Annotated in this window: 10 protein-coding genes; all 10 read right to left on the minus strand. The window is 65.9% G+C overall.

Features of this window, described 5'->3' with window-relative positions; genetic code table 11:
* Positions 1 to 9: 9 nt before the first annotated feature.
* Positions 10 to 5376, minus strand: coding sequence for a polyketide synthase Pks13 (pks13, locus tag OG874_RS34505; protein WP_330251241.1), 5367 nt, complete (start codon positions 5374 to 5376; stop codon positions 10 to 12).
* A 108-nt stretch (positions 5377 to 5484) separates the two neighbouring features.
* Positions 5485 to 7401, minus strand: coding sequence for a long-chain-fatty-acid--AMP ligase FadD32 (gene fadD32 / locus OG874_RS34510; protein WP_330251242.1), 1917 nt, complete (start codon positions 7399 to 7401; stop codon positions 5485 to 5487).
* A 192-nt stretch (positions 7402 to 7593) separates the two neighbouring features.
* A complete protein-coding gene (locus OG874_RS34515; protein ID WP_330251243.1) occupies positions 7594 to 8634 on the minus strand; it encodes an LLM class F420-dependent oxidoreductase in 1041 nt (346 codons plus the stop codon).
* A gap of 190 nt (positions 8635 to 8824) precedes the next feature.
* A complete protein-coding gene (locus OG874_RS34520; protein WP_330251244.1) occupies positions 8825 to 9817 on the minus strand; it encodes a cutinase family protein in 993 nt (330 codons plus the stop codon).
* Positions 9814 to 10341 (minus strand): DUF732 domain-containing protein, encoded by a 528-nt coding sequence (locus OG874_RS34525; protein ID WP_330251245.1) that lies wholly within the window; start codon positions 10339 to 10341, stop codon positions 9814 to 9816. Before OG874_RS34525 ends, OG874_RS34520 begins: the two co-directional genes overlap by 4 nt.
* 205 nt (positions 10342 to 10546) lie before the next feature.
* The gene (locus OG874_RS34530; protein ID WP_442943169.1) at positions 10547 to 12424 is read right to left on the minus strand and encodes an alpha/beta hydrolase-fold protein; all 1878 of its coding nucleotides are present in this window, start codon (positions 12422 to 12424) and stop codon (positions 10547 to 10549) included.
* Positions 12425 to 12605: 181 nt separating this feature from the next.
* Positions 12606 to 13643: an alpha/beta hydrolase gene (locus OG874_RS34535; protein WP_330251246.1), complete on the minus strand. Its 1038-nt coding sequence runs from the start codon at positions 13641 to 13643 to the stop codon at positions 12606 to 12608.
* Between the two features lie 334 nt (positions 13644 to 13977).
* Complete coding sequence (locus OG874_RS34540; RefSeq protein ID WP_330251247.1) at positions 13978 to 14679, minus strand: alpha/beta hydrolase-fold protein; 702 nt, start codon at positions 14677 to 14679, stop codon at positions 13978 to 13980.
* Between the two features lie 457 nt (positions 14680 to 15136).
* The gene (locus tag OG874_RS34545) at positions 15137 to 16108 is read right to left on the minus strand and encodes an alpha/beta hydrolase family protein (protein WP_330251248.1); all 972 of its coding nucleotides are present in this window, start codon (positions 16106 to 16108) and stop codon (positions 15137 to 15139) included.
* A gap of 407 nt (positions 16109 to 16515) precedes the next feature.
* A complete protein-coding gene (locus tag OG874_RS34550; protein ID WP_330251249.1) occupies positions 16516 to 17523 on the minus strand; it encodes an alpha/beta hydrolase in 1008 nt (335 codons plus the stop codon).
* Positions 17524 to 17837 lie beyond the last annotated feature (314 nt).

Consider the following 17837-nt stretch of genomic DNA (forward strand, 5'->3'; position numbering starts at 1 on the left):
GTGCACCCACTAAGGGGCAATCACAGCAAGCTTCGCGGTGAGGTCGGCTCCGATCTTTCCGATCCGCGGCTCGTCAACGATCTGGAGGTGGTCACCCGGAATATGAATAACCTCCAGGTTCGGAATGTATTCATCCCAGCCACCATTGGGAAGGCGATGCGCGAAACGCGGCTCCAACTCGATCGCGCCGTCGTGGTAGCGATCAGCGAGATAGAGCACGACATCACCCTCATAGCGGGCGGGCCGCATCTTCTGCAACGCCCGGTTCTCGATCCACGAGGTGCGCTGATGTTCGAGCACACCGCCCGGAATCTTGGTCCCGCTGATCTTGACCAGATCGCTGATCATCTTGAACTGATCTTCGTCGTTCGCCAGTGCCAACTCTTCCAACTGTTCCTGCGGCAGTTCGCCTTCCACGCCGTAGGTCTTCTTGGCGAATGCCTGGTAACGCTGGATACGGCGGATCCGCTCCGCCGGACTGTTGTCCTCCGGCTCGGTCGGAATGGCCAGGTCGATCAGGCCGACCATCCGCACGTCCGCGCCCTCGGCGCGCAGAATGTGCGCGACCGCCATCGCGAGGACCGCGCCCAGCGACCAGCCGTACAGCACGTACGGACCGTCACCCTGGATTTTGCGCAGCTGCGGCACGTACTGCTTAGCACGTTCCTCGATCGCACCGTCGGCCCGTTCGATGCCGTACATCGGAGTGTCAGCGGGCAGTCGCTTCAGCAGCGGCTCGTACACCAGCGTGTTGCCGCCCGCGGGGTGGAATACGAAGACCGGCACCGCATTCGAACCCTCGACGCGCGGCCGCAGCGGACGGACGTACCCGTCCACATCGGCACCGCTGTCCTGCAGCACACGCACGATATCGGCGAGCTGCTCGATGGTCTCGCAGTCGAGCACATCATCGACGGTGACCTCGGCCTTGACCCGCTCAGTGAGTCGGGTCGCCAACTTCTCGGCGACCTCCTCTTCGAGGATCGGCAGGGTATTGAAGATGCCACCCGCCGACTTGCCCGTCACGATCGCCCAGGTGGCAAAGGTCAACCGCTCGGCGGCATCGCGGGGCGGCACATCGTCCTCGTCGGCACCGGAGGGCTGCCCACCGAAGATCGCGGTGGCGTCGGCAGCAGCCACGGCCTCGGCCGCGCCGACCGCGGTGGTGTTCTCGGTGTCGAGAGCTCGTTCGATCGCGGCCTCGTTCGCCTCGACCGCAGCGACCTGCTCCGGCGCGGCCGGAGCTGGTGCGGCAGTGCCTGCGGCGGCACCGGTGATGCCCGCGGCCGTCTCGGCCGCCGCGACAACAGCCTCGGCCTCCGCCTCCACCGAGGTGTTCTCCGCACCCAGCGAAACCCCTTCGGCGGCAGCCGCATTCGCCACCGCAGCCGCCGGGTCCTGACCGGCCGCGACAGCCGCGCGCGCGGCCGCGATGAATCCGCCGTCGACCGCGATTTCCGCGCCGGCGGCCTGCTTGTCCGCCATCGCCCGCACCTCTTCGCGGTGCTCGATGGCGTAGTGCAGCACCTTGGCGACCTCGTTCAGGTTCGCATCACGCACGGCCTGGACCTGCAGCTGCGGAATATCGAATTCGTATTCGACCCGGTTCTTGATCCGCATCGCCATCAGCGAGTCGAGACCGAGCTCCATCAGCGGGATCTCCATCGGCAGATCCTCGACCGCGTAACCCATCGACTCGGCGACGATCAGCGACAGCCGCTCCTCGAGGGTCTGCGTGCCTTCCGGATCCCAACGCTCACCGAAGGTTTCGACGATCTCGATATCCGCACCACCGGTGGTCGCGACCTCGGTGCTCGAAACGGGCACGGCGACAACGGGTTCGGGCAGCGGCGCACCCGAGGCGACGACCGCCTCGAACAACAGCTGGAAGCTCGCACCCGCGCGAGCATGCACCTGCACCGACGCGCCACCGAGGTGCGGCGTCAGCGTGGTGGTCAGGGTTGCGCTGGTCGGCAGCACCGCATGCGGGATCGACGCACCGATCGAAACATCGCTGAGCACCTGTGCCGCAGCGGTTTTCACCAGCACGGCCAGATCGGTGACGGCCGCGGCCTGCACCTCCCACACATGCCGACCGTCGGGCAATGCGACATGCGCGCCCGGCACCCGACCGTTACCGCTGCCGGAAATCATGCGCGCCTTCGGCCAGTACTCCTTGCGCAAGAACGTGGTTCGCGGCACGTCGGCGAACTCGCCGGCGGGCAGCAGCGACGACAGATCGACCCGGTGCCCGTGCACATACAGCTGCGCGAGCGCGGCGATCACGCCCGCCGACTCGTCTTCCTTGCGCTTGAGCGTCGCGATGAGCTGCGCGTCGTGCAGTCCGGCCGCGAAGGTGGTGCCCAGCACCTGCATCAGCGCAACGGAATTCGGCGCCAACTCCAGGAAGGTGGTGTGGCCGGAGTCCACCGCGAGCTTCACCGCATTGGTGAAGTACACGCTGTGGCGCATGTTCTTGACCCAGTAGTCCTCGTCGTGCACCGGATCGCTGCCCGCGCGGTAGAACTGCTCCTTGTTGACCGTCGAGTACAGGCCGACCTTCAGCTTGGTCGGCTCGATACCGGCCAGCTCGGCCGCCAACTCGCCGAGCAGCGGATCCATCTGCGAGGTGTGGCCCGCGCCGCGGGTCTGCAGCACCCGGGCGAATTTGCCCGCCTCCTCGACCTTCGCCACGATCGCCGCGACCTGATCCTGCGGTCCGCCGATCACGGTATTGGTCGGTGCCGCGTACACCGCGCACTCCACGTCCGGGTAATCGACGAGCATCGCCTCGATGGCCTCGGCGCTGAGCTCGACCAGTGCCATATTGCGCACGTCGTCGTCGCTGATCATCGCCTCGCCCTCGCCCATAAGGCGCGAGCGGGCGCAGATCACGCGCACCGCGTCCTCGAGCGGCAGACCACCGGCGAGGTAGGCACCGGCCACCTCACCCATCGAATGACCGACCACCGCATCGGGCCGCGCGCCGTGCGCGCGCAGCAGCGCGGCCAAGCCGAGCTGGATGGTGAAGATGCCGACCTGCGAGGTACCGACGTTGTAGTCTTGCGCGTCGTCCAGGATCATCTCGCGGATCGAGTAGCCCGCCTCGTCCTGCACCAGTTCGTCGACCTCGTCGACGGCCCGGCGGAAGATCGAATTCTCCTGGTAGAGCTGCTTGCCCATCTTGCGGTGCTGCGCGCCGAAACCGGACAGCACCCAGATCGGCCCCTGCGCGGCGGGCGCGTCCGCGGTGAACACACCGGCGCCCGGCTTACCCGTCGCGATGGCACGCAGCCCGGCGACCGCCTCTTCATGCGTCCTGGCGATGACCACACCGCGCGAACGCCAGTGACTGCGCTTGGCCAGCGACCGCGCGACATCCGCCAGCGCAACCTCGCGGCCGGCCTCGGACTCCAGCCAGTCGGCGAGCTCGGCGGCGGCACGGCGGCGACGCGAAGGGAGATAACCGGAGACGGCGAGGATCACCGGCAGCGGCTCGGTCCGATCCTCGGACCATTCGGGCTCGACCACATCGGTCTGCTCAGCGTCCTCGGCGAGAATCTCATCCGCCTCCGCGACCACATCGGTGGTCTCCTCGTCGAGCTCATCGACGATCGCGGGAGTTTCGACCGGCGCGGCGGACGCGGGCACATACTCCTGCAGCACCACATGCGCATTGGTGCCACCGAAACCGAATCCGGAGATACCGACGGTGGCGGTGCCGCTGTAGCGCGGGAATTCGGTCGGCTCATCGACAACCTTCAGATGCGCCTGCTCGAACGGAATGTACGGATTGGGTCCCGCGAAGTTGATATTCGGCGCGATGACGTTGTGCTGGAACCCCATGACCACCTTGGCCAGGCTGGCCACACCGGCACCGGACTCGAGATGTCCGAAGTTGGTCTTTGCCGAACCCAGCAGCGCGGGCTTGTCATCGTCGCGGCCGCGGCCGATCACCCGGCCCAGCGCATCGGCTTCGATCGGATCACCGAGCAGCGTGCCGGTGCCGTGCGCCTCGATGTAGTCGACGGTGGACGGTTTGATGCCCGCGTCCCGGTAAGCCCGGCGCAGCACATCGGCCTGAGCGTCCGGATTCGGCGCGAGCAGGCCGTTGGAGCGGCCGTCGTTGTTGACCGCGGAGCCCTTGATCACGGCCATGATCCGGTCGCCATCGCGTTCGGCGTCGGCGAGCCGCTTGAGCACCACCAGACCGGCGCCCTCGGAGCGCACCATGCCGTCGGCATCGGCGGAGAACGCCTTGATATGGCCGTTCTTCGCGACACCGCCGTTCTGATCGAAGCCGAGGGTGGCCGCCGGGGCCAGAATCATGTTCACGCCACCGGCCAGCGCCAGATCGGCGTCGCCCTCGCGCAGCGCGCGCACCGCCTGATGCACCGCGACCAGTGTGGACGAGCACGCGGTGTCGACCGTCACCGAGGGACCGCGGAAGTCGTAGAAGTACGAGACCCGATTGGCGATGATGCCGGTCGAGCTACCCATGATCCCGTAGGCCTGCGCGGATACCGGCACGTTCGGATCGGGTTCGGCGCCGAGCCCGAGCGCGGCGATCAACATGAAGTCGCTGGTGGACGAGCCGACGAAGATGCCGACCGGCGCACCCTTGAGCTCGCTGGCCGGAATCCTGGCATGCTCCAGGGCTTCCCAGGTCAGTTCCATCATCAGGCGCTGCTGCGGATCGACCCGCTCGACCTCGATCGGCGACATGGCGAAGAACTCCGCGTCGAAGCCCTTGACCACCTCCTGATCGAGGTAGCCGCCCAGGGTGTTGCCCTCGGCGACGGCCTTGGCCACCTCGGGCTCATCGAGGAATTCCGCCCACCGGCCCTCCGGCAGCTCGCGGATCCCGTCGCCGCGGTTGATCAGGAATTCCCAGGTGGATTCCGGGGTGTCCCCGGCACCGGGCAGGCGGGTGGACATGCCGACGATCGCGATATCGTGTGCCTCGCCCGGGGTGTACCCGGCGTAGAACGCATCGTCGGCGGCCTCCTCCGGCGCCTCCGGCTCACCATTGATGACGACCTCGGCCAGCGACGCGATGGTCGGATGCTGATAGACCACCGTCGCGGTCAGCACCACACCGGTCAGCTCTTCGATATCGCCGCCGAGCGCGATGGCATCGCGTGAGGCCAGCCCGAACTCCTCCATCGGCCGGTCCACCGTGATCTGCTCGATCGGTTGACCGGTCGCGTCGGAGACCCAGCGCCGCAGCCACTCCCGCAATTCCGCGACCGACAAACTGGTCACGTAAGCGGCCGGTTTCGCAGCGGACTGCGAACCCTCGGCGGGATCGATCGCGTCCGCCGGAGCGGGCACGATCTCGGTCGTCTGGGTGGGCGTGCCCTCGTTGTCAGCCATCAATTCCTCAAGCTACCTGTCTGCGTACCGGGCGCGCCGTGAATTGACGCCTGGCGTGGGAAGGCCCCGCCGGGCGTCGATCAGGCTGAACACGCCCACCCTGGGCAATTACTCTTCCGGTGCATCGGGGAAGGCCTGCTGGGTGTAACCGCCCCGCAGCGTTCCCTCCAGATAAGCAGTCTTGCAGGCGCGCCGCGCGATCTTTCCGCTGGAGGTCCGTGGAATCGAACCGGCGGGGACCAAGAGCACGTCGCGCACGGTTACGCCGTGGCGCTGGGATACCGCCGCACGGACCGCGTCGGCGATCGGCAGGGGATCGGCCTTACCGGCGCCCGGCCCGCGCTCGGCCACGATAACGAGCTGTTCGGAGGCGTCATCGGCGTCGAAGTTCAGTCCCGAATGGCTGCCCTGTTCGAACACCTCGGCGGGCAGCTGGTTCGCGGGTACCGAGAACGCGGCGACGAAGCCCGGTCGCAGCGCCTTCGAGGCTTCCTGCGCGGAGAACTCGAGATCCTGCGGGTAGTGATTACGGCCGTCGACGATCACGAGGTCCTTCACCCGCCCCGTGATGTACAACTCGCCTTCGAAGTACACGCCGTAGTCGCCGGTGCGCATCCAGTTCGCATCGGCCGGGGTGTCCTCGGCGTGGCTGCCCTCGCCCAGGCGATGGGCGACCTTGTTGCGGAAGGTCGCGGAGGTCTCGTCCGGACGACCCCAGTAGCCGATGCCCATATTGTTGCCGTGCAGCCAGATCTCACCGACCTGGCCGTCGGCCAGCTCATGCCCGCCGCCGTCGGAATCGACGGTCTCCGGATCCACGATGGCAGCCCACTGCGACAGTGCGACATAGCCGCAGGAGACCTGCGCGATGGCGTTCTCGGTGCCCTGCTCGACCTTGATCATGCGACCCGCGTTGAGCTCGTTGCGGTCGACATAGACGACCTTGGCCTCGTCCTCGGCCTTGGTCGCGGAGACGAACAGCGTCGCCTCGGCCATGCCGTAGCAGGGCTTGATCGCGGTCTTGGGCAGGCCGTAGGGCGCGAACGCGTCGTTGAACTTCTTCATCGACGAGGTGGTCACCGGCTCGGAACCATTGATCAGGCCGATGACATTCGACAGATCCAGCGACTCGCCCGGCTTCGGCAGACCGCGCGCCGCGGCGTGCTCGAATGCGAAGTTCGGTGCCGCGGCGAAGGTACCGGCACCGTCGGACTGCGCCGCCAGCTCCTTGATCCAGCGGTAGGGCCGCCGCACGAACGCACTGGGCGACATGATCGTGATGAACTTGCCGCCGACCGCGGGCAGGATCACCGTGAGCAGGCCCATATCGTGGAACAGCGGCAGCCAGGTGACACCGCGCGAGTTCCAGTCCAGGTTGATCGCGTCGACCATCTGCAGCAGGTTGGTGCCGACCGCGCGGTGGGTGATCTCGACACCGGCCGGGACACGCGTCGAGCCCGAGGTGTACTGCAGGTAGGCGATGTCATCGATGGCGATATCCGGGCGCACCCAGGTCTCGCCGACGCTGTCGGGAATGGCGTCGACGGCGATGATGCGCGGGCGTTGCGCGGCGGGCAGCGAGCGGAAGAACTGACGCACCCCGGCCGCCGAGGAGCTGGCGGTCAGGATCGCGGCGGGCTCGCAGTCGCCGAGCACCGCGTGCAGCCGATCGGTGTGACCCGGCTCGTCGGGGTCGAACAGCGGCACCGAGATGGTGCCCGCGTAGATGGCGGCGAAGAAGGAGATCACGTAATCCAGGCCCTGCGGGGCGAGGATCGCGACCCGGTCGCCCGGATTGGTCACCTGCTGCAGTCGAGCGGCCACCGCGCGCAGCCGAATGCCGAACTCACGCCACGTGAGCTCCTGTGCCTCACCATCCCGCTCACGCGAGTAATCGATGTAGCGGTACGCGAGGGTGTTCGCGTCGTTGCGGGTGTGCTTCTCGACGTGGTCTACCAGGGTGTGATCGTCGGGAATACGGATGTTCCCGGTCTCATCCAGGTAATCGTCGAAAGTCTCTTCCATTCCTTCATCTCCTCCGAGGCACACGCAGCAAGACGGCGACATCGCCGCTGTTACCTGTGAGGCCCCGACTCGCTATCGCCCGCGGGTGCTCTACATGCGAGAGCCAGCCTGCAGATTTTATTGCGGTCTGCGCGGTAGACCGCTATTGGCTAGATGTACTCAAACCAGAGTCATGTTACAGAGAAGACCGGGTCACTCATCCCGCAGCAGCGGAATAATCGGCGCGAACGCGTCCATCTGGGTCGGGAACACACCGACATAGGACATCGATGTGAGTTGCCGCACCTGACGGATCTGTTCGGCGATCTCCTCGAATGTGCCGATCGCCACATACGGCGAGGCAAGGATGTCCTCGACCGACAGCTTGACGTCCACCTCGAGGTCCGGGTGCAGACCGCGTTCGATCGCGGACAGCGCCATCTCGGCGGTCTTCTCTCGATCGTCGGTGATGACGATCGCGGTGATGGCCCAGTTCAGTTCGATATCGGCGAAACGATCACCAGCCGCTTCCTTGATCAGGTTCACCTTCTCGATGGTCTTGTCCAAGGTGATGCCGGAGAGCAGACCCTTGCCGTTCTTGGTGGTGACCGGAACGACCGAGACAATATCGGCGTGCTTAGCGGCCAGGCGCAGCATCTTCGGTCCGCCGCCGCCGGTACAGATCGGCGGGCGCGGGCCCTGCCGCGGTCGTGGCGTGCCCTTGACGCCGTGCACCTGGTAGTACTTGCCCTCGAAGGTGCACTCCTGGCCACGCAGCAGCACATCCAGGATGGTCAGCGTCTCGTCCAGCTTCGCCAGCCGGACGCCGGGCGCCTCGTACGGCAGGCCGGCGGCGGCGAATTCGTCCTGCTTCCAGCCCGCGCCGACGCCGACCTCGAGGCGGCCCTTCGACAGCACGTCGATGGTCGCGAGATCCTTGGCCAGCACGACCGGGTGCCGGAAACCATTCGCCAGCACCGACGTTCCCAGCCGGATCCGCTCGGTGGCCTGGGTCAGCGCGCCGAGCGCGGCGATCGGGCCGATCTGGTCACCCAGGTGGTCGGGCACGACGAAGGTGTCGAAACCGTATTCCTCCGCGGTCTGCGCGGTCCGGACGAACTTTCTGGCACCGCCTTCTTGCTTATTTCCCTCGCCCGCTGCCGCGAAGCGGAAAGGCCGAAGAGGAGTACCCAGCGCGGTCACCTCAGCATCCGCTTCACGGCTCGCCGTGGTGGCCGGTGCGGCTTCTGTCATGAACTCATGCTCCTGGCTGTAAGGAAATGTGGGCGCAACGCGGACCCACACCGTGCCCACACTGTTGGGGGCACGGTCGCCCGCGTCGCGATCATCAGGCGCACTTTACAGCGTGCGACGGAACTCCAGTGTGGTTGTCTCAGCACCACACGCTCGAACACAGGTCGAGAGGTGCGATTGCTGTGTGATCTCACGAATGCGCCGGATGGGGCGCCCCGTCGATCAATCCATCGGCCCAGTTCACGGTCCACTGCGTCGCGGTCGTGCCATCGCCGTCGACCACGTACCCGTTGTACAGACTGTGCACCGGGTTGCCCACCGCGCGCATCAGGGTCAGCACGCTGCCCATGATGTTCAGGGGGCTCAACGCATCTCGCGGCGAATCGCAGATCATGTCGCCGGGGGCGCAGATGGTGTAGGTGCGGTCGGCAAGTGAGCCGAAGCCACCCGAGCGCGGACCGGTCATCGTGATACCCGGCACCTTCAGCCCGTTGAGCGCAACCTCGGCGCCGACACCCGTCGGCGCCGTGCCGATCTGGCCGGCCTGGCCCGGCCCGTTCTCACCGGTCCGGCGGCCGTCGGCGATAAGCATCACACCGAGCACCTTGTCCGCGGGTACCGGGCCCTTGTCCGCGCCGATCTGGTTGGCGATATCGCCCGCGATCACCGCACCCTGGGAGAACCCGGCGAGCACATAGCTGGTCAGCGGGCATTCGCGATACCGATTCGCCATCATGTCGACGGTGCGCTGCCAACCCTCCGAGCGGCTGTTGTTGTACGACTGCTGGCCATCCGGCGGGATTGCGATCGGATTGGAGAACTGCGCGACATACGGGGTGGTGTAGACGTCCAGCCGCCCCTGCGCGAACTGCTGCGACACCGGCCCGGAGACATTGAGCATCAACGAGATCGGATTGGCCGTCGGATTGTGCGGATCGTCGTTGCTGTTCGACTCCCAGGTGCCGGGCACCGAGATCATCTGCACATCCGGGCACGAGGCCGGTTGCGAGGTCGGCGGTGTCGGCGGCGGTTTGGGCCCCGGCTTCGGCGGGCGCAGCCGACCGGCGAGCACGAACCACAGCAGCACCGCGATGACGACGACGAACACCGCCAGCGCGATGAACAGCAGACACCCCGCCGGTTTTCGGGACCGGCGCGAGGTCGCACCGCTACGCGCACTCACTGGCAGTACGTCGCCTTAGCCGTGTCGATGTAGATCCTTCCGGCCTGTTCCACCGGCATCTTCGCCGGATCGAAGGACGGGTCCGACCCGGCCATCGCGGTCACGAAGGTCATCAGATCCGCATCGGAGGCATTCGCCGCGACACCCTGACAGACGTAAGTGCCGATGCTCAGCGCGATATCCGGCGAGGACGGGGTGATGCCCGCGGCCTTCAGCGCGTCCAGGAACTTCTTGTCCTTGTCGGTGAGCTTCGAGGTGTCCTCGGGCGGCACGACATTGGTCGGGACGGGCTGCGGGCGCTCGGGCGTCGCCGTATCCGTCGATGTCTGCGCGGGCTCGGGCGCCTGCGACTGTCCGGTCGCACCGGCGCTGGTCGCGGCGGTGGTCGGCGACGTCGCCGTCGTGCTGTGGCTCAGCGTCGGTGTGCTCGACGCGGTCGAATCGTTGTCGCCACAGGCAGCGAGCAAGCCGGTAGCGGCGATCCCCACGACTACGCCGATAACCTTTCCACGGGTCCGATGCATGAATTCGTGTCCTCGATCTGTTCGCTAAGGGGTCGGGTCGCTGCCCAGGGTAGAGGAAACCCATCGCTAGCGACTGCTTGCAGGTCACTCGAAAGGATCAGCGGCGACTGCTTGCAGGTCGCTCGAAAGGATCAGCGGCGACTTCTCGCAGGTCCCTCGAAACGGTCAGCGGGGTGCGATCGGCCGGAAAACAGACCGGTTGGAATTAGATTCCGTGAATTTCGGGTTTGCCGCCGCGCACGGTGATGAATCCGGTCTGGAAATTCTGCTGAGTGCCACCGGGAACAGCGAACTCGTCACTGGTCGGATAGCCGAGCCTGCCGTTCTCATAGCCGACCGCCGACCACATATCCATGATCGGGCCCGAACGCACCGCCCAGGCGCCCGAGAGCGGACTCCAGTAGATATTTCCGCCCTCGAACTTGCTGTAGCGGCCGAAGTCCTTCAGCGGGGTCTCGTCGGCGACCGGGAAACCGAGCGGACTGTCCTCGTAACCCATTTGGGCGTACTTACCCAGGATCATCCCCTGTACCAGGTGCACACCGGTCTTCGCGCTGTAGTAGAACGGGCCGTTCTCGAAGGACTGCACCGCGCCGTCCCGGCTCGGGGTCTTGACCTCCGGCGCCGTGGGATAGCCGCCCGGTCCGCGCTCGAAGCCCTGCCTGCCCCATTCGTCGAGGATCGCGCCGCGCACCACCTGGGCGCCGGTCCGCGGGGTCCAATAGAGCACGCCGTCCTGGAAGGCCTGCATGCGGCCGCGGCCGTCCGGCAGCCCGAACTCGTCGTCGGTCGGCATGCCGAGCGGACCGCCCGGTCCCAGCGCCGCCTGATAGCCGCCGCCGATCATGCCGGCGACCGCGTGCGCACCGCCCGTCGGCGCGTAGAAGACCCGACCGCCCTTGAAGTCCTGCGCGGTACCGCCGCTCACCTGGTACTCGCCGGTGAGGCAGTCACCGAGCCAGCTGGTGCCGCCGGCCAGCGCGCCGATCGCGGCGCCGGCCTGGCAGGCCGGTTTGTTCGGATCGACGCCGAGCGCGGCAGCGGCCTGCGGCCAGGACTGACGCATTTCGAAATCCCAGTACGGCCACGAATGGGTGCCGGAGGGACGGTAATTCACCTGGGCCGGGATCGATAGCTCGGCAAGTTTGGCCACGAAATTCTGGGAGGTCAGCCGGGACAGGACCTCCAGCCCCATGCCCGTGTAGTTCGTGCTGACCCCGGGAATTCCGCTGGCCTGGTCGAACGGCCCGGTCGAGCCGCTGCCGCTGGAGATGTAGAGGCTGATGCCCTTCAGCTTGTCCGCCAGTCCGTAGGGGTCGTGACCTTCCCATTCGGGGCCGTTCGGCGGACCCCACATGGCGGCCGCGTCGAAGCCGCCCGCATCGCGCATGGCGAACTGGATCGCCTGCGGCATGCCGAGCGTGGTCGTGGTCAGCACACCGGAGTACGAGGCGGCGTACTTGACGAAGTTCGGGTTACGCCCGGCCAGGAACATCGCGGCCGTACCGCCCATCGAAATGCCTTCCATGCCACGGACAACCGTGGTCCGCCACTGGCTCTCCAGCAGCGGCGGCAGTTCCTTGGTCAGGAAGGTTTCCCACTTGTAGTTGTGACCGTTGTTCGGCTGCAGCCAGTCCGAATAGAAGCTGGCCTGGCCGCCGACCGGCAACACCACGGTGACGTTCTTGTCGGCGAAGAAATCCACCGCACCCGCCTGGTGGGTCCAGCCGTTCTCGTCATCGGTGGCGCGCAGACCATCGAGCATGTACAGCGCCGGAAACTTCGCGTCGGGCCGGATATTCCAATCCCTGGCGAGCAACAGCTGCACCTGGATGGGCGCGGCCATCGAGGGCGAGTTGATCCACAGCGCAACGCGCCGATCGCCGAGCCACACCACCCGCTGCAGTGTCACCCCCGCGGCCGGTGCCGCGGCGGGCTCTGCGTTTACGGGGGCGGTAATCGGGGAAACACCGGAGGCGAGCGGAATCACGACGGCGGTAGCTAGCAGCGCCAAACGACCGCGGGCCACATATCCGTTGCGCCGCCCGCGCCTTCCCCATCTGCCGAATGCAACTCGTGCCACAAGAGCTTCCTACCCCCGTTCACCTGTGGTTCCGGGTAGGACACGCGGGTAGCGAACCGCGCTGTCTGATTTGTCGACCTCGAAAAAGCCCAGGCAGCGTCACTTTCGGCGCGAAAAGACGAACGGCGCCGCCGCTTCCCGAAGGAAACAGACGGCGCCGTTCGGCGTCTGTACCGCTAGATCACCAACCGCCGGTGGCGTCGAGGATCTGGTTGCGGGAGTTGAACAGCTCGCCCTCCCAGTACTTCCAGGAGTGGGTGCCGCTGGCCGGGAAGTCGAACCGGGCCGGGATGCCGAGCGAGGCGAGGCGAGACTGGAAAGCCCGGGTGTTGACCAGCGAGAGTGCCTCGAGCGCCATCGCGGTACCGGTGTTGAAGACGCCGACCGCCGAGTTCGGCTGATCGAACTGCCCGGGCAGACCGCTGGACGCCGAGATGTACATCGGCAGACCCCGCAACTGCGGCGCGAAGACGAACGGGTCCATCCGCAGCCACTGCGAGCTCCACGGCGCGGCCATCGAGTCGACGTTATAGCGGCCCGCGTCCAGCATCGCAACGCGGATCGCCTCACGCATACCCGGCGCGGAGATGTTCAGGTAGCCGGAGTAGGAGGCGGCGAACTTGAACTGGTCCCGGTGGTATGCCGCCATCGCCAGGGCGGCGGAGCCACCCATCGACAGACCCACGATCGCGTTGTTGGTGCGCGATACGCCATAGCCCGCGAGGAAGTCCGGCAGCTCCTTGGACAGGAAGGTTTCCCACTTGTAGGTGGTCTTCTGGCCATTGGTGTTGCTCGGGCTGTACCAGTCTGCGTAGAAGCTCGACTGGCCGCCGACCGGCATGATCAGCGAGATGTTGTCGTTCCCGAACTGCTGGAGGGCATTCGTCTCGAACGACCACGCATTGCGGTCGTCACGCGCACGCAGGCCGTCGAGCAGGTAAAGCGCCGCGTCGCCGCCGCGCGCTGCCCACTGCACCTGGACCTTGATCGGGCCCATCACCGACGGGACCATCAGATCCTCGAAGCCGCCCGACGGCGTCCGCAATGCGGGGCCGTGCATCGGCGCGGCCATTGCGACGGTCGGGCCCGTCACACCTGCGGCAATCGGCAGCGCTAGTGCAGCGGCTCCGACACCCAGAATTCGATTACGCCAACCACGAGGAGTACCTCGCCGTCCCGACTTGGTTCTCTTCGGCGCGGCCGCCCTGCCGAAACGCATGAATCCTGCTCTCTTTCTGCTGTTGTGGTGCCGCCCGTAGCCCTTGGAGGGCCGGGCAACACCCGTGCTGCCAACGAGACGCGCGTCGCGTGTGATCCCGGTACCCGACATTCCGGCACAAGAGACGGCGCTACAACGATCTGGTCACACTTGCGCTCGCTGGAGGTTATTCGACGTGCGAAGTCTTAGCAAGACCGGGGGTATTCGAGTGGCCGAATTCCGCCCGTTCACAAGCTGTGATCGTGCGGTGACCTTAGCGCGTTCGACCGGAGATGTCGTGCCGGAACGGGAATTTCGGACGGAATTAGGGATCCGTTAGGGAGACCGGATTCGATCACCCTAGGTTCGCGCTCAGATCCGGCAGCATCTTGAACACTTGGTCGGTCCAGTAGGGCCAGTTGTGCGTGCCGACCGCCGGGCAGTCGAAGACCGCGTTGGTCGAGGCGAGCGAGTCCAGCAGCGCCAGTCGCAGCCCCTCGCGCATACCGGGCGCGGAGATATTCAGATAGCCCGAATACGAACCGGCATACCGGAATTGATCTGGGTGGTAGGCGGCCAGCGCCAGTGCCGCGCTGCCGCCCATGGACAGTCCGAACACACCGTTGCCGTACGGGTTGAAGCCGAGCCGGTCGCGCAGCGCCCACCGCAGGTTCTGGGTCAGGAACGTCTCCCAGGTGTAGGCGCGCTGCTGACCGTTGGTGTTGCTCGGCGCGATCCAGTCCGAATAGAAACTGGACTGACCGCCCACCGGCATGACCACGTTGATATTCCACCGCGGCAGCACCTGGGAGATCTCGGTGTCGATCTCCCAGCCGCTGAGGTCGTTGCGGGCACGCAGGCCGTCCAGTGCGCACACGATGCGACGGGTGTTGCCGTCGGCGGCGCGGAAGATGCGGGTCTTGGTCGGGCCCATGCTGGAGTCGACCCAGAAGTCGGATCCGGCCGGGTTGAAGGCGGCCGCGGCGGGCGCGGTGAGACCGACGGCCGCGACGGCGTCAACGCGAGGGCCACTCCGGTCACCGACCGCCGCAACCACCCACCGCCACGCGCCTCGGCAACCATTCCGCTTACTCCATCAGATCGCATCGATTCGCCCATGCGAACACCGTTGATCGCCACTGTCGCGCATGCGGCTCGACAGTCGACACCGACGCTTCCCGCGCACCGAAGTTCTCGGCGTTACCGCTCTTCTATGGGCAAATATTCAAACGACCCGAGCAAAGAGCCGCCGCGATACCGGATCGTGATGGAGTCCAGAGAATTATCGGTGCGGACTCCAACTACGGACCTCCACCAAGCAGGCCACACTGAAATTCTTTTCGTCAGCAATCATCCAGCCACAAGCGGACAAAATACATCAACACGGACAAAAGAAACGAAACCGCCTGGTGTGCAGACACCAGGCGGCTTGTTCACCACCTACTCGCCCACGGGGAGCGGGTCTTACGAGCGACGTTCGCGGCACCGCAGGCGCTGCAAATTGGACACAGCACTCAACCGATGTTGGCGGAGAGGTCCGGAAGCATGCGGCTGAACTCGTCCTGCCAGTTGTTCCAGGCGTGGATGCCAAAGGTCGGGAAATCGTAGACGGCATTGCCACCGCCCAGCGTCGCCATGCGCACCTGGAAGGCCCGGGTGTTGGCCAGCGCCAACGTCTCCAGGGCCATGCCGTTGAGCGTGTTGAAGCTCGGACCGTCCTGGGAGGTCGGCAATCCGCTCGCGGCGGCGATCCACAGCCTGGTGCCGTTCTGCGCCAGGTTGGGCGCGAAGACGAACGGATCCATCCGCAGCCACTGCGGGCCCCACGGCGGCGCCATCGAGTCCACGTTGTAGCCGCCCGCGTCCATCATCGCCACCCTGATCGCCTCACGCATACCCGGCGCGGAGTTGTTCAGGAAGCCGGAGTACGAACCCGCGAATCTGAACTGGTCGGGGTGATACGCGGCCAGCGTGAGTGCGGCGCTGCCGCCCATGGACAGCCCGAAGACGCCGTTGCCGTATGGGTTGAAGCCGAGCCGGTCGCGCAGCGCCCAGCGCAGGTTCTGGGTCAGGAACGTCTCCCACTGATACCGGTAGCTCTTACCCGGGCCGCCCGAGAGCGCGTTCATCGCGCCGGAGCCGGAATTCGAGCCGCTGCCCGCCGGGATGCCGAGAAACTCACTGGTCGCGTTCCAGTCGGCATAGAAGCTCGACATGCCACCGACCGGCATGACGACGTTGATATTCCAGCTCGCCATCTGCTCGGCGACGTTGGTCTCGATCTCCCAACCGCTCAACGTCTCCGGTGCCCGCAGGCCGTCGAGCGCGTACACGACGCGGTTGGTATTGCCGTCCGCGGCACGCAACACTCGGGTCTTGATCGGGCCCATGCCGGAATCGACCCAGAAGTCGAACATCGCGGGGTTGAAGCCCGCCGCTGCGGTCGCGCCGCTGCCCGCGATCGAGATTCCGAGCGGTAACAGCATGGCCGTCGCCACTGCGAGCACACACTTCTTCGCCCACGAACCAGAGGTTGCCCTGTTCGAAGACCTGCATGAGCTTGCGGGCCTACGTTTCCAGCGCGCACTTCGCATTCGACTCGACCTTTCATCCAGGCGGCCAGCCAGCGAATATACGGCAACTTCAACTGACCCCTCATCGGGCATAAACGCGGACCGACCTACGCAAAACGGACGTTTCCACCTGTATGCATGCTGTCCGTACATCAATCGCTAACGAACGCTTCCATGTTGCTGGAAAGCGATCCACCCCACAACTATCGAAGGCATCCCGCAGCTGATTCGTTGTCAACCAGGGTTGCGGACTTGAAGTCGGCAAACGAAAAACCGCCCGATGTGCGAACACACCGGGCGGTTTTCGGAGGCTGGCTATATCAACCGATATTGGCGGAGAGGTCGGGGATCATCCGGTAGACCTCGGACTCCCAGTTGTGCCAGTTGTGGATGCCGACCGACGGGAAGCTGTAGGTGACATTCTGGGCACCCAGCGTCGCCATCCGGACCTGGAAGGCACGGGTGTTGACCAATGCGAGCGCCTCGAGCGGTGTGCCCTGGATGATGTCCAGCGGCGCGGAGGCGTCGGCCGGGCCGGGCAGCGCGCTACCGGCGGCGACCCAGAGCCTGGTGTTGTTCTGGATCAGTCGCGGCGCGAAGACGAACGGATCCATCCGCAGCCACTGTGGGCCCCACGGCGGCGCCATCGCGTCGATGTTGTAGCCGCCGGCGCTGATCATGGCCACGCGCAGCGCCTCGCGCATGCCCGGCGCGGAGACGTTCAGGTAGCCGGAGTACGAACCGGCATAGACGAACTGGTCCGGGTGGTAGGCCGACAGCGTCAGCGCGGCGCTGCCGCCCATGGACAGGCCGAAGACGCCGTTGCGGGTCGGGCTGAAGCCCAGGCGGTCACGCAGTGCGTTGCGCAGGTCGCTGGTGAGGAAGGTCTCCCACTTGTAGGTGTTCGACTTGCCGAGCGTTTCGTTCCAGCCGGAGGAGCCCGTCATCGCGGAACCGGAGGAGGAACCGTTGGCCGAACCCGAGGATCCGGTGCTCATGCCGAGGAAGTTGCCCGGCGCGTTCCAGTCCGCGTAGAAGCTGGACGGGCCGCCGACCGGCATGACGACGTTGATGTTCCACTTGGTGAGCTCACGGGCGACCTCGGTCTCGGCCTCCCAGCCGTTGAGGTCACCGCGGGCCCGCATGCCGTCCAGCGCGTACACCACGCGCCCGGTATTGCCGTCCGCGGCGCGGAAGATCCGCGACTTGATCGGCCCCATGCTGGAGTCCACCCAGAAATCGAAGGCGTCCGGATTGAACGCCGCCGACGCGGAACCCGCCGGACCTGCTACTGACACCCCGAGCGGCAGCAAGATAGCCAGGGACATCAGCACCGACCGCTTGAACCACGAACCGGCTCTTTGGGTTCTCAAACGTCCAACCTGCGTCCCGATCACGCCTCGCATCTAGTTTTCGGCCTTTCGTTAAGCGGTGCGTTACTCGACCGCGTCTCTACGTTGACCACTGGGGCTCGCCCATGTCGAATCGGACACCCCAACGGGCGTACTCACGTACCCTATCGCGTCATCGATGCGCTGGCGTTATCAAAAAGAGATAAAGCGATCTGCGACACGTTTAACGCTGCAGGTCAATGAAACAACTGGGCCCATGGAGGTCCATGGGCCCAGTGTGACTGGAGATG

The sequence above is a fragment of the Nocardia sp. NBC_00565 genome (assembly GCF_036345915.1).
Lineage (GTDB): Bacteria > Actinomycetota > Actinomycetes > Mycobacteriales > Mycobacteriaceae > Nocardia.